This window comes from Actinoplanes sp. NPDC024001, from assembly GCF_040638955.1.
Classification (GTDB): domain Bacteria; phylum Actinomycetota; class Actinomycetes; order Mycobacteriales; family Micromonosporaceae; genus Actinoplanes.
In genome coordinates, this window is sequence record NZ_JBEZZB010000183.1 from 1 (window position 1) to 19,285 (window position 19,285).

Sequence of the window (19,285 nt, forward strand, 5' to 3'; positions counted from 1 at the left end):
GCGAGCTGAGGCCGCTGGTCGGGGGGGGGCGGGGCCGGGCGCCCCCCCCCCCCCAACCCCCTCCCCCCCCCGCCACCCGTGCGGGGAGCGCTGGCGCGGCGACTCGGCCGGGGGGGGCCCGCCAACCCGGCCCCCCCACGGCCTGGTCATGCTCGGGTTCTTCTACGCCGGGGACCGCAACTTCTACAACCGGGCGCGGGCGATCCAGGCGCCGGCGGACCTCAAGGGCCTGCGGATCCGGGTGCCGCAGAGCATCCTGTCGATCGACATGATCAACGCGCTGGGGGCGACCGCGGTGCCGCTGGCGACCAACGACATCGGCTCCGCCCTGAAGCAGGGCCTGATCGACGGCGCCGAGAACAGTGTCATCTTCTACGCGACCGAGCAGCATCTGCTGCACGCGCCGTACCTGTCCTGGAGCCGGCACCAGCACGGCATCGACGTGCTGCTCGCCAGCGCGACCTGGCTGGCGCAGCGGCCGGCCGGGATGCGCGACGCGATCATGGAGGCGGGACGTCTCGCCCAGGAGGAGCAGATCCGGCTCTGGACGGCGGCCACGGAGGAGAAGATCACCCTGGCGCAGCAGCAGGGCAGCCGGTTCAACGACGTCGACGCGGCGGCTTTCCGCAAGGCGCTGGCCAAGGTGATCAGCGTCCACCGGGAGACCTTCGGGGATCTGGCCGCCCTGTTGCCGAACGCTGGCTAGCTTCGCTAGCGCTCGCCTTCCGGAACAGGCCTTGACCGCACCGCGGCCGGGCGTGCTATCCCGGTGCATGACGGGCTTCGCTCTCCCCCGGCCTGTCGACCGCATCGAGGAAGGCAGCGAGGTTGCCGGCATGGGCTCGTACGCGATCACCGGCGCCGCCTCCGGGATGGGCCGGGCAACCGCCGAGCAGCTGCGCCGGGACGGGCACACCGTCATCGGGGTGGACCTGCGGGAGACCGACGTCGTCGCCGACCTGTCCACGCCGCACGGGCGTGCGGCCGCGGCCGGTCAGGTGCTCGACCGCGCCGGGGGCCGCCTGGACGGGGCGGTCTGCGCGGCCGGGCTGGGTGGCATCCGGGGGCGTGACCGCGCCGTCCTGCAGGTGAACTACTACGGCGTCGTGGACCTGCTCGACGCCTGGCGGCCCGCGCTGGCCGCCGCCCGCAACAGCAAGGTGGTGGTCTTCGGCTCGAACTCCACCACGCTCACCCCGATGGTCCCGGACGGCGCGGTGCGCGCGCTGCTGGACGGCAACCCCGACAAGGCCCTGCGGGTGGTCAAGCGTTTCGGGAGACGGTCGGCGCATTTCGCGTACGCGAGCTCGAAGATGGCCGTGACGCGCTGGGCGCGCCGTGCCGCGGTCTCGCCGCGGTGGGCCGGCGTGGGCATCCGGCTCAACGTCCTGGCCCCCGGCGTCATGGCCACGCCGCTGCTCGACGAGCAGCTCGCCGGCGGGCAGCGCAGGGAGATCGAGCAGCTGGCCGTCCCCATCGGCGGGCGCGGGCGGCCGGAGGACGCGGGCGCGTGGGTGCGGTTCATGCTGTCGCCCGCGGCGGATTTCCTCTGCGGCGCGGTGATCTTCCTGGACGGCGGGTCGGACGCCTACTTCCGCACCGATGACTGGCCGGCGTCGACCGGTCCGGTCGGGGTGATCCGGTATCAGCGGCGCGCGAGGGCCTGGCGCAAGGGTGCTGCCGGCTCGGCGTGATGCCCCGTCGCCTCGGCCAGGTGGAAGGTGCCTTTGCCGGAACACTTGGCCGCGTACATCGCCACGTCGGCGGTGTGCAGCAGCGCGGACGTGTCGAGGCCGGGGCCGGACGCGACCGTTCCCCCGACGCTGGCGTGCACCCGTACCCGCTGCCCGCCGGCCAGGTCACACGGGTCGCCGGCGGCCTCGACGATGCGTGCCGCCACGGCCGGCAGGTCGCCGGCGTGGCCGACCAGCACGGCGAACTCGTCACCTCCGAGCCGGGCGACCACATCGGCCGGCCCGGCGCAGGCCCGCAGCCGCGCGGCGGTCTGCACCAGCACCTCGTCGCCGGCGGCGTGCCCGAACGAGTCGTTCACCGGTTTGAAGTCGTCGAGGTCGATCAGCAGGACGCCGACCGGGCCGGCGTCGTCGTGCAGCGCCTGGTCGAGGCGCTCGAGGAACATCGCCCGGTTGGCCAGTCCGGTGAGCCCGTCGGTGAACGCCATGGTGTGCAGGCGTGCCGTCAGGACGTCGCGCTGCGCCAGGAGGTCCGCGTTGTCGATGAACGAGGTGAGCTGCCGGGCGACGACGAATCCGGTGATGGCGGCCAGACCGGTGACGGCGATCCAGACGCGCACGTCGAACGCCCTGGTCGCCAACGTCACGACGACCAGCGCGAAGGTGGTCCACAGCGCCGCGTAGGGCAGCAGGCTGAACGGGAGTTTGCGGGTCCGGGCGGGGCGGGCGCGCCCGTGCTCCGGTGACCGTTGCTGCGCCCAGGCAGCGATCATGAGCAGTCCGTGCGAGCTGACGGTCATCGTGAACACGACGCCGGGACGCCCGGCCTGCACCAGCTCCGGGCCGAGGAGGCGGGCCGCGGCCTCCACGACGGCGGCGAACGGGCCGAGAATCCCGATCTGCCAGTTGAACGGCGCGACCCGGCTCAGGTGGAGCCGGCCCACCGCGAACGCGGTCAGCATCGCCACGATCGGCCCGGCCGCCACGGCAGCCAGCTCGCCGCCCGTGACAGAGCGGTCGGCGCCGGTGCTCGCCACGGTCCAGTAGAGGCCGAAGGTGCCGGCCGCGGTCACCACGGTCGCCAGATCGAGCAGATAGCAGAGCCGGTCACGAGACGAGCGGTGCGGGATCGGATAGGTCAGCACCACGACGGTGAGCAGGATGCAGCCCACGGCGAGCGCGATCGTCCGGACGACACCGGTGCCGGTCAGCGCGGCCAGCGACAGAGGTTCGACCACCGCGCTGACCAGCTGGGCCCACTCGCCGACGCCGAAGACAGCGGCGGCGGCGGCCAGGGCGGCCCAGAACCGGCGCCGCGGGTCGCTGCGGTCCATCCGGGTGCTGGCCCGGAAGGCGAAGTACGACATCATCGACGCGAACACCGCGACCGCGAGCCAGCAGCTGAGCACCTGCACGCGAAGCCCCGCGGTGGTCGACATGAACCACCCGGCGAGGGCGAGGACCACCACCGCGGCTGCCGTGGGCACAGCGACGCCCGGCAGTCGCAGCCTCATCGCTCCCATCCCGGTTACGGGTTGAGCCGCTGGAGCAGCACGCGGCCGATCGAGGCGACCACCTCGCGGTCCTCGGTCCGCGCCAGGGTCCGGCTCTGCGCGTTCCAGCAGACCGCGGCAGCGAACTCCGGGGTGACCACGAGCACGCAACTCTCGTCGGGGAACGGGTCCACGGCGCCGTCCGGGCGCACCATCGCGGTCAGGGTCGCGTGCCGCGTCAGCCGCTCGGTGCTCGGCCGCCACGCCGCCACGTCGTCCGCGGAGCAGTACGAGCCCAGGACCACCGCGTGCTGGTGGCTCTCGGCGGCCACGCACATGCGCTCCATCGTGCGCCGCGCTGCCTCCCGCTCCACCCGGTGGGCGCCGCCGGCGACGGCCACCTCGAACGGGCTGCCGGACGGCTGGTGCAGCCCGGGACGGCTGGCCCGCAGCGCCGGCGCCCGGTCGATCACCGGCAGGTGCAGCTCCGCCAGCGGCGCCGGCCGCCCGAAGTGCCACCCCTGGCCCCAGTCGGCGCCCAGCGACCGGGCGGTGGCCACGTCCGCTGCCGTCTCGATGCCCTCGGCGATGACTATCGCACCGGTGCGGCGCGCGGCGGCGGTGACCGCGGCGCACACCTGCGCGGTCGCGGGTGCGGTCGGGTTGCGCAGCAGATGCATGTCCAGCTTGATCACGTCGGGGTCTACGAACGGCAGGATCGCCAGCGACATCGGGTCGGCGCCCACGTCGTCCAGCGCGATGCCGTTGCCCATCCGGTGCGCCATCCCGGCGATGCGCAGCAGCGCGGCCGGAACCGTGGAGAGCGCCCGCTCGGTGTACTCCAGCACGACGCGGAACGGCAGACCGCCGGTCAGCAGCTCCAGCAGCCGTGCCGAGATCGGCTGACTCAGCACGGAGGGTTCGGCGTTGACGAACACCAGCGGCGGCACGACCGGCCCGGCGATGGCGCACTCCAGGGCCCGTTCGGCGCACAGCATGTCCACCGGGCCGAGCAGGCCGGCCCGGTGCGCCGCGGCGAACAGCTGATCCGGCCGTTCCAGCCGGCTGCCGGCCGGGCCGCGAGCGAGAGCTTCCACCGCCACCACCGCGCCACCGGTCAGATCGACGATCGGTTGGAACAGCGGAGTCACCGTACGGTCGCGCAGCAGCGCTGCCACCGCCGCTGCCTCGCCGGCGGTGTCCGCCTGCGACCGGAGATCCTCCAGTACGTGCGCCGTCGACATCCGTGGCTCCTTCGATCGACCTGCCCGTGGTACGTATCGGCCGTTCCGTCGCCCGGCTGACCCCTTCCGCCGGCCCGCGTCACCGGCGGCGTGGCCGGTTTGGCTTTCCCGGATGATCAACCTAGGGTGGTCGGATGCCGGTTGCGACCTCGCACGCACTGACCGTCACCGCGGTGACGGCTGCTTGTGCTGCCCTCCGGCCCACCGCCTCGCCGTCCGCGACGGCCACCTACGGCCTGCCGAGCCCCGCGCCGACGGGCCGTAGCCCACCGGCGGATCCCCTTTCCCGATCGACCGCCAGGGCGAAGCTCATCAGCTTCGGCCCTTTTTTGTTGTCCGAATCCCTGCGAACAGGAAGAACCATGAGCGTCGAGACAGACAAGCCCGACCAGGGCCGGCTCACCGCCGTGCGAACGTCGCTGAGCGAGCAGTTCGCGCTGCAGACCGCCCGGCTGAAGGAACTCACCGAGATCAACGACGACACCGGCGACCCGGCGCAGGCGCACGACCGCGCGGCGCTGCTGGCCGCCACCCGCCAGAGCCTCGAGCAGATCACCAGCGCGCTGAACCGGATCGCCGACGGCAGCTACGGCCGATGCGAGCGGTGCACGACGGCGATCCCCGCCGAACGTTTGGAAGCGCTGCCCCACGCCCGCCTCTGCGTGCCCTGCCAGCAGAAGCACCAAGGGTGACGGTGAGGGCTGCCGTGACGCTGCCACGGCAGCCCTCATACCTCAGGGATTGCCGGTCGCCGGCAATCTGCCACGCCACACCATGGGCGCCGGCTCGCGCGCGTCATCACCGGTCGGCGGCGTAGTCGCGCATCACCGCGGCGACCTCCCGCAGGAAGGCGACGGTGGCGGCGGCCTGCTCGGGTTCCAGCCGGGCCGCCGCCTGCTCGACCCCGGCGAACAGCGGCGCCAAGGCACCGAGGACCTGCGCGTACGCGCTCTCGGTGGCGACCACGGTCTGCCGGCGCCGATCCGACGGGTGGGGAATCCGGTGCGCGTGCCCGGCGGACTGGAGCCGGTCGACCAGGGTGGTCGCCGAGGCGGACCGGATCCCCAGGCGGTGGCCGAGCTCGGTGGGGCCGAGACCGTCGGAGCTGCTCAGCAGGTGGTCCAGCGCGACCGCGTCGGTGACGCCGACGCCGAGGCGGCGGGCCAGTCCCTGGGTCGCTTCGTCGTTGGCCCGCAGAAGTTCCCGGATGGCGACGGCCATTTCGCTGCGGTGCTGTGCCTGTCGCCTCGTCACGACAGAATCATAAGCCGGTGAAGTAGCAAGATTATCTAGTTACTTGTAGAAAGAGAATTATCAAGGTCGAGAGAACCACGCCGGAAGGTCGTCCATGCGCTTACATCCCCAGGTCCGCAGCGTGCCCGTACCGGTGACCCGGTCGCCGCTGGAGCTCGACGAACTCCGGGCCCGGGTCCACGAGGTGGTCACCGGCGTCCTGGCCACGCGCGCCGACGTGCTGGCCGACGTCAGCCCCGACTGCGCTCCCCTGGTGCAGTACGTGTCCGACCTGATGGACCGGGGCAAACGACTGCGCCCCGCGTTCTGCTACTGGGCCTGGCGTGCCGCCGGGGCGCCCGACGACCCGGCGATCGTGGCAGCGGCCACCTCGCTGGAGTTCCTCCAGGCGGCCGCGCTCATCCACGACGACGTCATGGACCTCTCCGACATGCGCCGCGGCGCACCCGCGGTGCACCGCCGGTTCGCGGCCCTGCACCACGGCAACGGTTGGACCGGCGACGCCGAGCACTTCGGGATGTCCGCCGCCGTGCTCGCCGGCGACCTGTGCCTCACCTGGAGCGACGAGCTCTACACCGGCAGTGGGCTGTCCCCGGCCGCGCTCGGCCGCGGGCGTGCGATCTTCAACACCATGCGCACCCAGCTGATGGGCGGCCAGTACCTCGACCTGGTGGAGCAGGCGATCGCCGATCCGCGCCGCGCGGACCCGCTGCAGCGGGCCCGCCGGGTCGTGCACTACAAGAGCGCCAAGTACACCGTCGAGCATCCGCTGCTGCTCGGCGCTCTGCTCGCCGGCGCCGACGACGCGCTCCTGGCCGGCTTCTCCGCCTTCGGTCTGCCGCTCGGCGAGGCGTTCCAGTTGCGCGACGACGTCCTCGGGGTCTTCGGCGAGACCCACCGGACCGGCAAACCCACCGGCGACGACCTGCGCGAGGGCAAGCGCACCGTCCTGATCGCGCTCGCCGTCGAGCGCGCGAGCGCCGCCCAGCACGAGCGGATCGACGCGCTGCTCGGCGATCCGCGTCTGGACGCCGCCGGGATCAGCACGCTGCGCGCGATCATCGTGGACACCGGTGCGCTGGCGGCCGTCGAGGACATGATCTCCGAGCTGCTCGAACGATCACTGACCGCCCTCGACACCATGGCCATCGGCGACGCCAGCCGATCGGTGTTCGCCGCGCTCGCCTCCGCCGCGACCGACCGCGTCTCCTAGCGCGGCTCGGCAGCGGCGATTTCCGGCCGTCGGCAACCAGGCCGCCGGTTGTTGTCCGGATCGGCCCGCTGTCGTGGCCGCCCTCGGTAGGGACGCTGGAACCAGGCACAGATTGCCCGGTATTTCCCGTCGCGTCACTACGGAGGTCCCCCATGAACGCTCCCGTGATCGTCGGCTTCGACGGCTCGGAAACCGCCCGCTCCGCCGTCCACTACGGCGCCCGCGAGGCCCAGCGGCGCGGCAGCGAGCTTCGGATCATGCACGTGCTGGGCTGGCCGGTGATCCTGCCGCCGTTCCACGCGCCCTACGATCAGCACGACCAGGGCCCGCGAGCCGCGATGCTCGACCTGCTGGCGAAGGCCGCGCACGAGGTGCAGCAGGAGCACGCCGGCCTGAAGGTGACCACTCATCTACTGGACGGCTCGGCGAGTGCGGTGCTGCTCGACGCCTCGCGGTCCGCCCAGCTGCTGGTCGTCGGGCATCGCGGCGCCGGTGGATTCCCGGGGCTGCTCACCGGCTCCGTGGCCACCCAGGTCGCCGGCCACGCCCACTGCCCGGTCGTGATCGTCCATGACGACGACCACCTGACCGGTGACGGTCCCATCGTGGTCGGCACCGACGGGTCGTCCGGCGCCCGGCAGGCCGCCGAGGCCGCGTTCCAGCAGGCCCGGCTCCGCGACACCGAACTGATCCTCGCGTATCAGACGCCGCGCCGGAGCACGGCCGGCGCGATCGCGACCAGCACCCTGCCCTTCTGGGCCACCGTCGGCGACGCGGCAGCGGGCGCCCACGGCGCCGGCGCGCGGCACCCGGACGTCAGGTACCGCACCGAGGTGGTGTCCGGCGACTCGGCGGCCTCCGCGCTGATCGCCCTCAGCGCGCGGGTCGAGGCCGGCCTGCTCGTCGTCGGCAGCCGCGGCTTGGGCGGCTTCCGGGGGCTGGTGACCGGCTCGACGTCGCGCAGCCTGATCGACCACGCGCCCTGCCCGCTGATGGTCGTCCCGTCGGGCGCAGCCAGTGCGCCGCTCCCCTGAGGCCGGCCAGGAAGGAGCTCACGATGCTCAGTGACGCCGAACAGCGCCGGCGGGCCGCGAAGTCTCGGCCGCCCCGGTGGGGCGGGATCGGTCCTCTCGGCTGGCTGGCCGTCGCTGCCGTCGCCGCCTGCCTGGCGATGCTGCTGGAAAGCGGTGTCGTGGCGGTGGTCGCCCTGTCAGCCCTGTGCCTCAGCTTCGGGCTGTGGGCCGCCGGGGACGAATCCGGGCGGCAGTGAGCCGGGCAGCCGAGGACGCTCCCCCGGCGGCGAGCCTGACGGCCGGGACGAACCCGGGCGGCAGTGACCCGAGCGGCCGAGGACGCTCCCCCGGCGGCGAGCCCGACGGCCGGGGACGGTCCCGGGCGGCCCGTCCTCGCACGGTCCGCCGGACGGCTGGCTTGCCGTCCACCGGCAACCTCGCCGGGCTCATCTTGGCCGGTCGGCGCCGCTGTGAGCGGCGGACACGGCGACCAGGATGAGGACACCACGCCGAATCATGTGGGAGGTAAGTGGATGAGCACCAGCCTGCACGAACCGACCGATGTGGCCCAGGCGCCGATGGAGCTGCTGCGCGGCATGCTCGAAGAGGCGTTCTCCGCGCACACCGCACGGCTGACCGAACTGACCGTCGTCAGCCGGCTGCCCGACCGGGGCGGCTACGACGCCCACGCCCTCGAACTGCTCACCGTCTCGCACCGCCGGGGCGTCGCGGACACCGCGCGGGCACTACGCCGGATGGCCGAGGGCACCTACGGCCTCTGCGCGGGCTGCGGCAAGCAGATTCCGCTGGGGCGGCTGCACGCCGCTCCCCACGTCCCACAGTGCGCGCTATGCCAGCCGGCGGAAGGAGACGCGTGATGCAACAGGTCTACCGGTCGCGAAAGGTCACCGCGCCGATCGTCGTCGGCGTCGACGGTTCGCCCGCCTCGAAGGCTGCCCTGCGGTGGGCGCTGCACCAGGCCGGGAGGACGGGCACCACGGTCGAGGCCGTCGCGGTGTGGGCGCCGATGCCGGTCTTCTACTACAGCTACGCCTGGGCGGTGAACGTCGACTCGGAACGCGACCTCGCCGAGTCCACGCACGCGGCGCTGCTGGACACCCTCGTCGAGGTCGCCGGCGAGTACGGATGTTCCGTCCCGATCCGGCCACGGGTGCTGCGCGGCAGAGCCGCCGACGAGCTGATCCGCGCCGCCGACCGCGCACAGATGCTCGTCGTCGGGGAGCCGTCACACGGCACGGTGGCGGGGATCCTGCTCGGATCGGTCGCCCATGAATGCGTGCAGCGCGCGCCGTGCCCGGTGATCGTGATGCCCGCGACGTTGCCGACGTCCAGCAAGCAAGCGCGGCTTTCTTGACCGTTGCGGACCGTAGTCGCCGGGACACGGCACGACGATGATTGGGGTATCCAAACCAATTATCCAGGAAGGGATCTCATGGACTGGCGCATCGAAGACGTGATGACCCGCGAGGTGATCACCGTAGCCGTCGACACACCATTGCAGCACGTCGCGGGCCTGCTCGACCGTGAGGACATCAGTGCCGCACCGGTCACCACGGACAACGGCCGCGTGGTCGGCGTCGTCTCCCGGACCGACCTGCTCGCCGACGTCCTCGCCCGCGGCAAGCGCCGCATCCGGCGTGACGACGGCACGGCCGGCACGGTCACCACACCGCTGGCCGAGGACGTGATGAGCAGCCCCGTCGTCAGCATCGATCCGCACGCCTCCCTGACCCGGGCCGCCTTGACGATGCGGCGGCACAACGTCCGGCAGTTGGTCGTCACCGACGCGCACGGGCGAGCGCTCGGCGTGGTGTCCCGCAGTGATCTGCTGCGCCCGCACACGCGCAGCGACGCCGCCATCGGCGACGAGGTGCAGCAGGTGCTGCGCCACCGGCTGTGGATCAACCCGGCTCAGGTGCGGGCGGACGTGCGCGAAGGCGCGGTGGTGCTGACCGGCACCGTCGGCCGCCGCTCCACCGCTGACATCGCCGCCCGGCTCACCGCCGCAGTGCCAGGCGTCACCGCGGTGACCGACCGCATCCGGTTCGGGTTCGACGACGCCGAGCTGGTCCGGTCCCGGGTCAGCACCACGCACCCGTTCAGCGCCGAGCCGTTCCCTTCGGGCGAGCCGCGGCGAACCCGGCGGTGGCGCCTGCCGGTTCGGTGACCCGGCCAACCACGGCACGCCCGGCGGTCACGCCTGCCGGCTCGGTAACCCGGCCAACCACGGCGAGCGCGGCGGTAGCGCCTGCCGGTTCGATGACCCGGCCCACCACGGCATGCCCGGCGGTGACGCCCGCCGGCTCGGTGACCGGTCGATTGGTTGGCCGCCACCAACCAACCGGACTACGGTCAGGCTTGTGACCGACGACAGCACCGCTCCCCGGCAGATCCACCAGGCGTTCACCCAGCTCATCCGGTGGGCCCATCGCGGCGACGTGCGCCTGTCCCTGCTCGGCGCGGCCGCGCGGACGCTGTCCCCCAACGACATCACCCTGCTGCGGACGATCAGCCGGCACGGACCGGTCCGCGCCTCGTCGCTGGCCGCGTGGCAGGGCGTCGACAAGTCGACCATGACACCGCAGGTGCGCCGCCTCGAGGAACGCGGCCTGGTCGCCCGCCAGGAAGACCCCGGCGACCGGCGCGCCGCCCTGCTCACCGCGACCGACGACGGCCGGCGCAAGCTGACCGAGATCGACCAGGTCGGTGAAGACCTGTTCCGCCGCGCCCTCGAGACCTGGTCCGATGCCGACCAGCAGACTCTCGCCGTGCTGATCCGCCGCCTCACCGACGAACTGGCCGTCGTGCCGCAGGACGGCCACACACCACACTGAGCACGGCGCAGCTCAGCAGATGCTCCCTGACATGCCGCCCGGCCTGATGGCCGGGCGGCATGTCGGCGTTCTGAGCAGCCGGGCGGCATGTCGGCGTTCTGAGCAGCCGGGCGGCATGTCGGCGTTCTGAGCAGCCGGGCGGCATGTCGGCGTTCTGAGCAGCCGAGCGGCCCAGAAGTGATGTACCTATCTTGCAGAAACTGAAACTTTGCAGAAACTGCAAGCTGCTGGTTAGCCTGCACCCATGCCCGAGAACAAGACCGGGCGTCGCGACCTCAAGAAGCAGCGGACCCGCGGCGCCCTGACCGTCGCCGCCCTGCGTCTGGTCGACGAGCGCGGCCTCGACCAGGTCACCGTCGACGAGATCGCCGAGGCGGCGGGGGTGTCGCCGCGGACGTTCTTCAACTACTTCGCCACCAAGTGCGAGGCCCTCGTCGGCGACCTGTTCGTCGACGACAGCGCCGGGCGGGAACGCTTCCTGGCCGTCGAACGGTCGGTGCCGACGCTGGACGCCCTGCTGATCGCGCTGACGCCCACATTCGACGCGATCCAGGCCGAGCGCGACTTCTGGCTGCTGCGGCTGCGGGTGCTCGGCGACAATCCGTCACTGCTCACCGACCTGCTCGGCCGCTCCGCCGCCACCGAACAGACGCTCGCCGCCGCCATCGCCGAGCGGCTCGGCATCGCCGCGGACTCCGCCTACGCCCTGCACACCGCCGCCGCCGTGGAGGCCGCCATCCGGGTCGCGCTGATGCGCTGGGCCGCCGGCGACGGCACACGGCCGCTCAGCGCGTTCCTCCACGAGGCCTTCACCCTGCTCACGACGGGGCTGGCTCACCCGTACCCGTGCGGGTCCCTGGCTTTTGATCTTGATTTTCCCGTCGCCGACAAGGAAGAAGCATGAGCACTGAAACACCCACCCGCATGACGCACCGCGAGGTGCTGCAAGCGCTGTCCGGCCTGATGATGGGCATGTTCGTCAGCATCCTGGCCGGCACCGTCGTGTCGAACGCGCTGCCGCGCATCATCACCGACCTCGGTGGATCGCAGTCGATCTACACGTGGATCGTGACGGCCGAGTTGCTGGCCATGACGGCGACCGTGCCACTGTGGGGCAAGATGGCCGACCTCTACAGCAAGAAGCTGCTCATCCAGCTGTCGCTGCTGCTGTTCGTGGTCGGCTCGCTGGTCGCCGGCTTCACCCCGAACATCGAGACCCTGATGGTCAGCCGCGTCATCCAGGGTATCGGCGCCGGCGGCATGACCGCGCTCGCGATGATCGTGATGGCCGCGATGATCCCGCCGCGCGAACTCGGCCGTTACTCCGGCATCTTCGGCGCGGTCTTCGGTGTCGCCACCATCGCCGGCCCGCTGATCGGTGGCGTGCTCGTCGACACCAGCTGGCTCGGCTGGCGCTGGTGCTTCTTCATCGGCGTGCCGTTCTCCGTGGCGGCGATCCTTCTGCTTCAGAAGACCCTGCACATCCGTACGGTCCGGCGCGCCGCGAAGATCGACTGGCTGGGCGCGTTCCTGATCACGGCCGGCGTCAGTGACCTGCTGATCTGGTCCACCCTGGCCGGCACCGACTTCGCCTGGGCGTCCTGGCAGACCGCCGCCTTCGTGACCGCCGGCGTGCTCCTGCTGGCCCTTGCCGTGTGGGTGGAGTCCAAGGTCGACGAGCCGATCGTCCCGCTGGGCATCTTCCGCAACCGGACCGTGTCGATGTCCATCATCGCCAGCTTCCTGGTCGGCGTCGCCCTGCTCGGTGGCACCGTGTTCCTCTCCCAGTACTTCCAGCTGGCGCTGGGCAAGTCACCGACCGTCGCCGGCCTGATGGGCCTGCCGATGATCCTCGGCCTGCTGCTGTCCTCGACCGTCGCCGGTGGCCTGATCACCAAGTACGGCCGATGGAAGCCGTTCCTGGTGATCGGCGCCGTCGTGATGACCGCCGGCATGCTGGGGCTGAGCACCCTGGACGAGAACACCGGCGTTCCCGTGCTGTCGGCGTGGATGCTCGTGCTCGGCATCGGCGTCGGCATGCTCATGCAGAACCTGGTGCTGGCCGCGCAGAACGACGTGCCCGCCGCCGAACTGGGCGCGGCCACCTCGTCGGTCACGTTCTTCCGCAGCATGGGCAGCGCCATCGGTGTCAGCGCCCTGGGCGCCGTGCTCGCCAACCGGGTGACGGCGCTGTTCGCCGAGAAGTTCCCGGAGGGCGCCGGCGCGCTCGGCGGCGGCGGTGGGCACGGCGCGGTGCCCGACGTCACGGCCCTGCCGGAGCAGGTACGCGCGATCGTCGCGAGCGTCTACGCGGAGGCCACCGCCGACGTGTTCCTGGTCGGCGCCCCGATCGCCGCGCTCGCGATCGTCGTGGTTCTGTTCATCAAGGAGAAGCCGCTGCACGAGCTGACCGCCGAGGAACGGCAGGCCCGCGAGGAGGCGGCGCTGAGCTCGGCGCACTGACCTCCCGAGTGGCGCCGGGCTTTGATGCCCGGCGCCGCCGGTGGCGTCCGGCTACCTGCTGACGTCCGCCGACATCGCCACCGTGCTGCACGAGGCGGGCATCCCCGCCGAGCGGCTGCTGGACGTCATCACCGTGCTCGACAGCTTCGTCATCGGCTCGGCCCTCGACGTGGCCGCACCGGATCAGGTGTGGGATGCCGCTCAGGCCCGAACGCCGGTGCTGGTGGCCGCGATCGGAGCCGCCGGTCAGGGGCGCGCTCGCGCCGATCGTGCTTTTGAACTGGGTCTTGATCTGATGCTGGGCGCCGTCAGCGCGCTCGGGTCTCCCAGGCCGGACGCTGCGGCTCGTCGTTGTGCACGATGAAGTCGGCGTGCTCGGCCGGGCGGACCGTGGCGAAGTAGAGCCGTTGGGAGGGGATGTACCGCTCGCGCCAGCGCCGTGCGACGTCGGCCCGCTCGCGGATCACGGCACGAGCGACGGTCTTCTCCAACTCGGTCGAGACGAGGATGCGCAGGTCCCACCGGCCGATCAGCTCCGGGCGCAGGAGGAAGACGCCGTCGAAGAGCAGCACCGCGTCGGCGGCCGCGGTCGTGACCGGCGGGGACAGGACGGTGTCGGTGGCGTGGTCGTAGACCGCGTGCTGGAAGCGCCGGTCGCCGCCGGGGCCGAGCGGGTCGAGCAGGAGCCGGTTCAGCGCGTGGTTGTCGTGGGTGTCGAAGTAGCAGCCCTCGGCGGAGTACTCGCCGCGCCGGTAACGCTGCGCCCGGGGGTGGAGGAAGTCGTCGATGGTCGCGCGGATGACGGGGCGGCCCCGGTCACGCAGGACGGCGGCCAGTTCGTCGGCGAGGGTGGTCTTGCCCGCGGCGGGCGGTCCGTCGACGGCAACCCGCGTCGGGTGCCCGAGCGCCAAGCCCCCGGCTGCCTCGGCGAGGTGGGCGAGCAACTCGTCGCGGGTGCCTTGGCGCATGTGCGGTCCTGTCCGTCCCTGATCGGCCGTGCTCTCGGTCGGTGTTGACCGCGACCACGGTAAGGCCGCCTTGGACGCGCCGCACATACTGAGTGCGTGGGCACCATCCAGGATCCGAATCCCGACCGCGACTGGTTGAAGCGCAGCTATGACAACACGGGCGGCAGCCCGTTCACCGTCGAGGCGCGGGCCGAGATGATGGGGCGGCTGGTCGAGGGCACCGGGAACAGCCGGATGGCCCGGGTCGGCCGGGTTGTCTTCCGGGTCACCGCCTGGATCATCCTGGCCTCGTTCTTCGTGGCCGTCCTCGCTGGTCTCCTGAGTCAGCCGGGTTGAACCTGCGGAAGATCACGACTTGTCCGATCAGGCGAAGTATGCCGCTGATCAGGCGAAATCGGTAGCTCGACGGGCAGCGGTCACCCACAGTGAGGGGTGAGAAGCAACCGGTACTCGTGGAGCAGCCCGATGTCGTACGAACCCCGTTCGCAGCGCCGCACCGCGCCGCTCAAGGCGGTGATCGCGCTCGTCGCGTCCGTGATCGTGGTGATCGCGCTGTTCGCGGCCGGGATCGTCGCGGAGCGGGTCAACCGGGAGGAGCCGGTCGCCGCGGCCGGCGCGGCGGCCAAGCCGACGGCCGAAGCGCGCAAGACCAGCAAGCCGCCGGGGATCGGCGACCCGGTGCGGGACGGCAAGTTCGAGTTCGTGGTCTCCCGGGTGAACTGCGCGCGCACCAGCTACGGCATGGAGAACCTGAAACGCACCGCCGAGGGCCGGTTCTGCGTGGTCACCCTGTCGGTGCGCAACATCGCCGACGAGCCGAAATACTTCCTCGGCCTGGCGCAGAAGGCGAAGGACGCGAACGGCGCCAGCTACGGCTACGACGAGATCGCCGGGGTCTACGCCAACCGGGACACGCAGACGTTCCTGAAGAAGCTGGATCCGGGCGAGCGGGTGAGCGGCAAGCTGGTCTTCGACATCCCGCACGGGGTCACGCTCACCGCCGTGGAGCTGCACGACTTCCCGCTCTCCCGAGGCGTCACCGTCGCCCTCTGAGCGCGATCAGGAACTGCCCAGGCGCGGAACGACCGTGCGGACCGCGACCGGTGCGCCCGGTCCCCCACCGGCGCGGGAGCGGTACTCCGCAACGCCCACGCAGGTGAACAGCAGCGCCGCCAGCTGGTCCCGTTCGCCCAGCAGGTCCGACACCTCGGAATCGAGGAAGGTCATCCCCGAGGCGCTGGCGCCCAGCGCGTACGCGGCCAGGTGCAGCCGGCCCTCCACCAGGCCGGCGGCGAGCTGGGCATCGCGGTAGCTCCGGTCGTCGAGCCCGGCCAGCGGGGTCGCCGCGATCACGACGTACGCGGCGTCGGCGGCCAGCGCCTGGTCCAGGCAGACCCGCAGCAGTTCGTCGCGCAGCTCCGCCGCCCGCAGCGGCTGCGCCAGGTCCGGCCACCGGTACAGGCCCGGCGTGACGTCGTCCACGCCGTGCACGGCGACCCAGTGCGGCACCCGTACCCCGCGCATCGCCGCAGCCATAGGCCACCGCAACAGATCCGGCGTCAGCGTCCGGGAACGGTCCATCCGCCGCTGCGAGCCGCGCCGGCGGACGACCTCGTCGAGCGAGGCGGACGGCGGCGCCTCCGGCAACGCCGGAGCGTCCGGCCAGGGCGCGCCGAGCCTGTCCCGCTCGCCGGCGCGCTGCGCCGCGGTGCACAGCGGCAGCTCGACCTCCGGCAGTCGCCCCGGCGTCGCCGGGCCCGCCGGCCCGATCGCCGGCTCGCCGTCGCCGTCGCTGTCGCTGTCGCCGATCGAGAGCAATGCCAACGGATATTCGTGTACGCCGTCGGCGCCGACCAGGTCACGAACCGCCGCGTCCGGGAACAGGGAACGCAGCCGCGGCGCGAGGCCGGCACTGTCCGCCGCGGCCGACAGCTGGGCCAGCACGGTGCCGGCGTCCCAGTACAGGTGCCGCCAGCCGCGTTCGGCGTAGCGCCAGCCGGTCCGCCACGGCACGCCGGTCACGATCAGCGTCGTCACCGAGCCGGCAGCGGCGGGGGCGATGCGTACGAGGGCGTGCCGCTCCGGGTCGTACCAGTACACCGCGTCCGCAACACCGCTCACCCCGCGGGCACTGACGTAGACCTCGAGCGGGAAGCGGGCGCCGGCCGACCCGGCGGCGCGGTACAGGATGCGGCGGCCGTTACGCTCCCCCGTGCGCACCACCCCGGCGCCGAGAAACAGCACCCGGCCCAGCTGCGCGGCGTCCAGGGGCTGCGCCGGGGCGCCGATGCCGGCGAGCACGGCCGTCGCGCTCACCTGCGGGTCGGGTAGCTCGCGCGGCAGGGCCAGCACGTCGAGCCCGTCCGGGTACGCCTTGACCGGCGGCGGCAGCGTGCCGGGGTCGTTGGGGACCAGGTCGTGGCGCACTCTCGGGTCGTCCACGGGGACGTCCCACTCGCGGTCCGGCACATACGACGTCAGCCGGTGCAACAGGCCGGCGCCCGCGTCAAGATTCACGCCTCCACTCTGCCAGCCGCTGATCAGCGGCGGTTCGGGAGGCGCTCCCGGCCCGGTCTCACCGGCCGAACCAGTGGCGAATCGCCTGTTCGGGGGTGTCGCCGTCCCCGCCGCGAACCCAGGCGGTGTGCCCGTCGGGGCGCAGCAGGACGGCTTCGAGGTCCGGATGCTCGGGGCAGGCCGCTGCAATGACATCGACGCGATCGGCCCACGGCCTCATGGCATGACGCCCGGTCAGGTCGATCAGGACCGGACGAGCCGGTGACAGCAGCTCGGCCACGTCGGTGACGCCGGAAGCCGTGGTGAGCCGAAGATTCGGGCACAGCCGGCCGATCCAGGGATGGCTTCCCGCCGGTGTCATGTCGTATGTGGTGTCGAGGCCGGTGACGACCTCGGCGAAGGCCTGATTGCCGCCGGGGTGCGTGGCCACCCGGGTGAGCAGGTCGACGAGCGGTTGCAGTTTCTCGTCGGCGTTGCCGAGCAGCACCTGGGCGCGTGTGCTGGCCAGCACCCTCTGCCCGGCAGCGTGCCGCTCGGTGTGGTAACTCTCGAGCACATGATCCGGTGCCGTCCCGTGCACGGTGGCCGCCAGTTTCCAGCCCAGGTTGACCGCATCGTCCAGCGCCACGTTCACGCCGACCGCGCCGGCCGGCGGGTGGATGTGCGCGGCGTCCCCGGCCAGGATGATCCGGCCGTGCACATACCGCTTCGCCTGCCGCGCGGCGTCGCTGAATCGCGTCACCCAGCGAGGTTCGGTCAGCTGGACGTGGCGGCCGAGAGCGTGGTCGACCGCCGACTGCAGGGCGGCGAGGGTGACCGGCGCGCCGGGATGCGGGTCATCGGTGACGATCCGCACGTATCCGGGACGCGGAATCAGGAACACCGATCCGCCGGGCCCCGTGCTCACGCCGATCGGCAGTGCTTCGGGATCGGCGAGGCTGACGTCGCCGAGAAGGGAGTATCGGGTGGCGTCGGTTCCCGGGAAGTCGATGCCGGCCTTCTTGCGGACCGTGCTGCGGCTTCCGTCGCAGCCGACGAGGTACCGGGCTCGCAGCCGCTGGCCGCCGACGGTGGTCGTGACCGCGTCGTCAGCCGCCTCGAGGTCACGCAGTTCCTGTCCGCGCCGGATGTCGGCCCCCAGCCGGGACGCCTGCTCCTCCAGGAATTCCTCCACCCGGGTCTGCGGGATGCCGAGGGTGTAGGGGTGGTCGGTGAGCGCGTCGGCGAGCCCGAGGCTCACCGGCAGCGAGGTGAAGGCGGCCTGCGGTGCCGGCCAGCCCTCAGCGATGAGGGGTGCGGCGAGGCCCCGCCGGGCGAGAAGGTCCAGCGAGCGGGAGTTGAGCGTGAACCCGCGGCAGTAGCCCGGCCGCTGCGCGTGGCGCTCCACCACCACGGTGACGATGCCGGCGAGGCGCAGCTCGCAGGCCAGCATCAGCCCGGCCGGACCGGCTCCGGCGATCAGGACGTCGATCATGACTTGTCCTCCCGGCCTCGGTCGACCTGTTCGATCTCGGGCCAGATCAGCGTGCCGTCGCGGATCTCGTCGCGGGTGCGTTGTGTCCAGGCGCGCTCGGCCTGCAGGACACACAGCGCGTACTCGCCTTCGATCATGAACAGGCGGGGCAGCAGCCCGGCACCGACCGTCTCGTCCTGCAGCTGCCGGCTCTCCTCGATCTGCCGGTCGAGGTGCCGGACCCGCTCGCTGAGGGCCTCGACGGCTCGTTCCGGTCCGAGAGCACCGAGGTAGGCGACCGCGGCCATGAATCTCGGGTACTCCGTCGCGGGGGTGCGGATCAGCTCGTCGACCCAGCTGACGAACTCCTGCTGTCCCACGTCGGTGGTGGCATAGACGGTCCGCTCCGGCCGCCGGCTGTCGCGCACCGTCTCGACCTCGGTGATCCAGCCGTGCCGCCGGAGGGACTGCACCGTGTCGTACAGCGATCCTGTGTTGACCTTGAAGCTGCTGTCCTTGCCCCGCTCCCGCAGCGTCGAGGCCATCTCGTAGGGATGCATGGCCTTCTCCTGCAGCAGGCCGAGCACGGCCAGCGCCAAAGTGTTGGAGACCTTCCGTCGTGCCATCCGCCGCTCCCTATAGTCGGATCCGACTATAAGACTTCGACTATGGATGCGGAAGGGCCTCGTCGGGCTCCGGCATCGCGCCCGCAGCCGGCGGGCGGCCGGATCCGTCGCGCAGCAGGTCCCGGTACGCGGCGACGAGATGCCGGCCGGGCCCCACGCCCAGTTCCTCCGCCAGTGACCGGCGGGTCGACTCGTACACCGCGAACGCCCGGTCCCGCTGACCGGCGGCATGACAGGCGCGCAACAGCCGGGCCTGCGCCGACTCGTCGAGCGGGTGGCGTACCGCGTCGCCGGCCAGCACCGCCAGCGCCTCCGCCGACCGGTTCGAGGCGATCATCAGGTCGCCGTAGCGGGCGAGGGCCTGCCGGTGCTGTACCGCCAGCACCGTCACCTTCGGGTGGTCGGCCAGCGCCGGGACGTCGACCAGCGGCGGACCGTGCCAGAGCGCCAGCGCCGCGCCGTACGCCGCCAGGGCCCCGCGTACGTCGCCGG

General features: G+C 72.1%; 23 protein-coding genes. 15 read left to right on the forward strand and 8 right to left on the reverse strand.

What is annotated here, in order from left to right; translation table 11 throughout:
- Positions 1 to 148 precede the first annotated feature (148 nt).
- Complete coding sequence (dctP, locus tag AB0F81_RS43000; protein ID WP_360208341.1) at positions 149 to 706, forward strand: TRAP transporter substrate-binding protein DctP; 558 nt, start codon at positions 149 to 151, stop codon at positions 704 to 706.
- 67 nt (positions 707 to 773) lie between these two features.
- Positions 774 to 1,694 (forward strand): SDR family oxidoreductase, encoded by a 921-nt coding sequence (locus AB0F81_RS43005; protein ID WP_360208344.1) that lies wholly within the window; start codon positions 774 to 776, stop codon positions 1,692 to 1,694.
- Here the strand turns inward: AB0F81_RS43005 and AB0F81_RS43010 are convergent.
- Both AB0F81_RS43010 and AB0F81_RS43015 read right to left on the reverse strand, forming a co-directional pair.
- Positions 1,646 to 3,208 (reverse strand): GGDEF domain-containing protein, encoded by a 1,563-nt coding sequence (locus AB0F81_RS43010; RefSeq protein WP_360208346.1) that lies wholly within the window; start codon positions 3,206 to 3,208, stop codon positions 1,646 to 1,648. The two genes, AB0F81_RS43005 and AB0F81_RS43010, sit on opposite strands and share 49 nt — an antisense overlap.
- A gap of 14 nt (positions 3,209 to 3,222) precedes the next feature.
- Positions 3,223 to 4,431, reverse strand: coding sequence for an EAL domain-containing protein (locus AB0F81_RS43015; protein ID WP_360208349.1), 1,209 nt, complete (start codon positions 4,429 to 4,431; stop codon positions 3,223 to 3,225).
- A 134-nt stretch (positions 4,432 to 4,565) separates the two neighbouring features.
- Between AB0F81_RS43015 and AB0F81_RS43020 the strand changes: the two genes are divergently transcribed.
- Complete coding sequence (locus AB0F81_RS43020) at positions 4,566 to 5,123, forward strand: TraR/DksA family transcriptional regulator (RefSeq protein ID WP_360208352.1); 558 nt, start codon at positions 4,566 to 4,568, stop codon at positions 5,121 to 5,123.
- A 106-nt stretch (positions 5,124 to 5,229) separates the two neighbouring features.
- Here the strand turns inward: AB0F81_RS43020 and AB0F81_RS43025 are convergent, their stop codons facing one another.
- On the reverse strand, positions 5,230 to 5,652 hold the full coding sequence (locus AB0F81_RS43025; protein WP_360208402.1) for a MarR family transcriptional regulator: 423 nt from the start codon (positions 5,650 to 5,652) through the stop codon (positions 5,230 to 5,232).
- Positions 5,653 to 5,779: 127 nt separating this feature from the next.
- Between AB0F81_RS43025 and AB0F81_RS43030 the strand changes: the two genes are divergently transcribed.
- The 10 genes from AB0F81_RS43030 (at position 5,780) to AB0F81_RS43075 (ending at position 13,593) form a co-directional block, all read left to right on the forward strand.
- The gene (locus AB0F81_RS43030; RefSeq protein WP_360208355.1) at positions 5,780 to 6,898 is read left to right on the forward strand and encodes a polyprenyl synthetase family protein; all 1,119 of its coding nucleotides are present in this window, start codon (positions 5,780 to 5,782) and stop codon (positions 6,896 to 6,898) included.
- A 152-nt stretch (positions 6,899 to 7,050) separates the two neighbouring features.
- The gene (locus AB0F81_RS43035) at positions 7,051 to 7,932 is read left to right on the forward strand and encodes a universal stress protein (protein WP_360208358.1); all 882 of its coding nucleotides are present in this window, start codon (positions 7,051 to 7,053) and stop codon (positions 7,930 to 7,932) included.
- A 23-nt stretch (positions 7,933 to 7,955) separates the two neighbouring features.
- The gene (locus AB0F81_RS43040; RefSeq protein WP_360208361.1) at positions 7,956 to 8,168 is read left to right on the forward strand and encodes a hypothetical protein; all 213 of its coding nucleotides are present in this window, start codon (positions 7,956 to 7,958) and stop codon (positions 8,166 to 8,168) included.
- Positions 8,169 to 8,444: 276 nt separating this feature from the next.
- Entirely contained in the window at positions 8,445 to 8,789 is a 345-nt protein-coding gene (locus tag AB0F81_RS43045) for a TraR/DksA C4-type zinc finger protein (protein ID WP_360208363.1), read from the forward strand.
- Entirely contained in the window at positions 8,789 to 9,286 is a 498-nt protein-coding gene (locus AB0F81_RS43050; protein ID WP_360208366.1) for a universal stress protein, read from the forward strand. The genes AB0F81_RS43045 and AB0F81_RS43050 overlap by 1 nt, the downstream gene beginning before the upstream one ends.
- Before the next feature lie 78 nt (positions 9,287 to 9,364).
- Positions 9,365 to 10,099: a CBS domain-containing protein gene (locus AB0F81_RS43055; protein WP_360208369.1), complete on the forward strand. Its 735-nt coding sequence runs from the start codon at positions 9,365 to 9,367 to the stop codon at positions 10,097 to 10,099.
- 193 nt (positions 10,100 to 10,292) lie between these two features.
- Complete coding sequence (locus AB0F81_RS43060; protein WP_360208372.1) at positions 10,293 to 10,766, forward strand: MarR family transcriptional regulator; 474 nt, start codon at positions 10,293 to 10,295, stop codon at positions 10,764 to 10,766.
- 244 nt (positions 10,767 to 11,010) lie between these two features.
- Entirely contained in the window at positions 11,011 to 11,670 is a 660-nt protein-coding gene (locus AB0F81_RS43065; protein WP_360208375.1) for a TetR family transcriptional regulator, read from the forward strand.
- Positions 11,667 to 13,229, forward strand: coding sequence for an MDR family MFS transporter (locus AB0F81_RS43070; RefSeq protein WP_360208378.1), 1,563 nt, complete (start codon positions 11,667 to 11,669; stop codon positions 13,227 to 13,229). Before AB0F81_RS43065 ends, AB0F81_RS43070 begins: the two co-directional genes overlap by 4 nt.
- Positions 13,230 to 13,269: 40 nt before the next feature.
- On the forward strand, positions 13,270 to 13,593 hold the full coding sequence (locus tag AB0F81_RS43075) for a TetR/AcrR family transcriptional regulator C-terminal domain-containing protein (protein ID WP_360208381.1): 324 nt from the start codon (positions 13,270 to 13,272) through the stop codon (positions 13,591 to 13,593).
- On the opposite strand, the gene AB0F81_RS43080 is transcribed toward AB0F81_RS43075, so the two are convergent.
- Entirely contained in the window at positions 13,538 to 14,197 is a 660-nt protein-coding gene (locus AB0F81_RS43080) for a uridylate kinase (RefSeq protein ID WP_360208384.1), read from the reverse strand. The two genes, AB0F81_RS43075 and AB0F81_RS43080, sit on opposite strands and share 56 nt — an antisense overlap.
- A gap of 96 nt (positions 14,198 to 14,293) precedes the next feature.
- On the opposite strand from AB0F81_RS43080, the gene AB0F81_RS43085 reads away from it, so the two are divergent.
- Together AB0F81_RS43085 and AB0F81_RS43090 are read left to right on the forward strand one after the other, a co-directional pair.
- Positions 14,294 to 14,533, forward strand: coding sequence for a hypothetical protein (locus tag AB0F81_RS43085; RefSeq protein ID WP_360208387.1), 240 nt, complete (start codon positions 14,294 to 14,296; stop codon positions 14,531 to 14,533).
- 129 nt (positions 14,534 to 14,662) lie between these two features.
- A complete protein-coding gene (locus AB0F81_RS43090) occupies positions 14,663 to 15,250 on the forward strand; it encodes a DUF4352 domain-containing protein (RefSeq protein WP_360208389.1) in 588 nt (195 codons plus the stop codon).
- Positions 15,251 to 15,256: 6 nt separating this feature from the next.
- Here the strand turns inward: AB0F81_RS43090 and AB0F81_RS43095 are convergent, their stop codons facing one another.
- The 4 genes from AB0F81_RS43095 to AB0F81_RS43110 form a co-directional block, all read right to left on the reverse strand.
- Positions 15,257 to 16,714 carry a hypothetical protein gene (locus AB0F81_RS43095; protein WP_360208392.1) on the reverse strand — a complete coding sequence of 486 codons (1,458 nt, stop codon included), beginning with the start codon at positions 16,712 to 16,714 and terminating at the stop codon, positions 15,257 to 15,259.
- A 58-nt stretch (positions 16,715 to 16,772) separates the two neighbouring features.
- Complete coding sequence (locus tag AB0F81_RS43100; protein ID WP_360208394.1) at positions 16,773 to 18,188, reverse strand: FAD-dependent monooxygenase; 1,416 nt, start codon at positions 18,186 to 18,188, stop codon at positions 16,773 to 16,775.
- Positions 18,185 to 18,793 carry a PadR family transcriptional regulator gene (locus AB0F81_RS43105; RefSeq protein WP_360208396.1) on the reverse strand — a complete coding sequence of 203 codons (609 nt, stop codon included), beginning with the start codon at positions 18,791 to 18,793 and terminating at the stop codon, positions 18,185 to 18,187. Before AB0F81_RS43105 ends, AB0F81_RS43100 begins: the two co-directional genes overlap by 4 nt.
- Before the next feature lie 40 nt (positions 18,794 to 18,833).
- The coding region (locus tag AB0F81_RS43110; protein ID WP_360208399.1) for a BTAD domain-containing putative transcriptional regulator at positions 18,834 to 19,285 on the reverse strand (452 nt) is incomplete at its 5' end.

What these genes read in the sequence shown, in the direction of transcription:
- dctP (WP_360208341.1), top strand. Translation starts at nt 149, where the DNA reads ATGCTCGGGTTCTTCTACGCCGGGGACCGCAACTTCTACAACCGGGCG.
- AB0F81_RS43005 (WP_360208344.1), top strand. Translation starts at nt 774, where the DNA reads ATGACGGGCTTCGCTCTCCCCCGGCCTGTCGACCGCATCGAGGAAGGC.
- AB0F81_RS43010 (WP_360208346.1), bottom strand. Translation starts at nt 3,208, where the DNA reads ATGAGGCTGCGACTGCCGGGCGTCGCTGTGCCCACGGCAGCCGCGGTG.
- AB0F81_RS43015 (WP_360208349.1), bottom strand. Translation starts at nt 4,431, where the DNA reads ATGTCGACGGCGCACGTACTGGAGGATCTCCGGTCGCAGGCGGACACC.
- AB0F81_RS43020 (WP_360208352.1), top strand. Translation starts at nt 4,566, where the DNA reads ATGCCGGTTGCGACCTCGCACGCACTGACCGTCACCGCGGTGACGGCT.
- AB0F81_RS43025 (WP_360208402.1), bottom strand. Translation starts at nt 5,652, where the DNA reads ATGGCCGTCGCCATCCGGGAACTTCTGCGGGCCAACGACGAAGCGACC.
- AB0F81_RS43030 (WP_360208355.1), top strand. Translation starts at nt 5,780, where the DNA reads ATGCGCTTACATCCCCAGGTCCGCAGCGTGCCCGTACCGGTGACCCGG.
- AB0F81_RS43035 (WP_360208358.1), top strand. Translation starts at nt 7,051, where the DNA reads ATGAACGCTCCCGTGATCGTCGGCTTCGACGGCTCGGAAACCGCCCGC.
- AB0F81_RS43040 (WP_360208361.1), top strand. Translation starts at nt 7,956, where the DNA reads ATGCTCAGTGACGCCGAACAGCGCCGGCGGGCCGCGAAGTCTCGGCCG.
- AB0F81_RS43045 (WP_360208363.1), top strand. Translation starts at nt 8,445, where the DNA reads ATGAGCACCAGCCTGCACGAACCGACCGATGTGGCCCAGGCGCCGATG.
- AB0F81_RS43050 (WP_360208366.1), top strand. Translation starts at nt 8,789, where the DNA reads ATGCAACAGGTCTACCGGTCGCGAAAGGTCACCGCGCCGATCGTCGTC.
- AB0F81_RS43055 (WP_360208369.1), top strand. Translation starts at nt 9,365, where the DNA reads ATGGACTGGCGCATCGAAGACGTGATGACCCGCGAGGTGATCACCGTA.
- AB0F81_RS43065 (WP_360208375.1), top strand. Translation starts at nt 11,011, where the DNA reads ATGCCCGAGAACAAGACCGGGCGTCGCGACCTCAAGAAGCAGCGGACC.
- AB0F81_RS43070 (WP_360208378.1), top strand. Translation starts at nt 11,667, where the DNA reads ATGAGCACTGAAACACCCACCCGCATGACGCACCGCGAGGTGCTGCAA.
- AB0F81_RS43080 (WP_360208384.1), bottom strand. Translation starts at nt 14,197, where the DNA reads ATGCGCCAAGGCACCCGCGACGAGTTGCTCGCCCACCTCGCCGAGGCA.
- AB0F81_RS43090 (WP_360208389.1), top strand. Translation starts at nt 14,663, where the DNA reads ATGTCGTACGAACCCCGTTCGCAGCGCCGCACCGCGCCGCTCAAGGCG.
- AB0F81_RS43100 (WP_360208394.1), bottom strand. Translation starts at nt 18,188, where the DNA reads ATGATCGACGTCCTGATCGCCGGAGCCGGTCCGGCCGGGCTGATGCTG.
- AB0F81_RS43105 (WP_360208396.1), bottom strand. Translation starts at nt 18,793, where the DNA reads ATGGCACGACGGAAGGTCTCCAACACTTTGGCGCTGGCCGTGCTCGGC.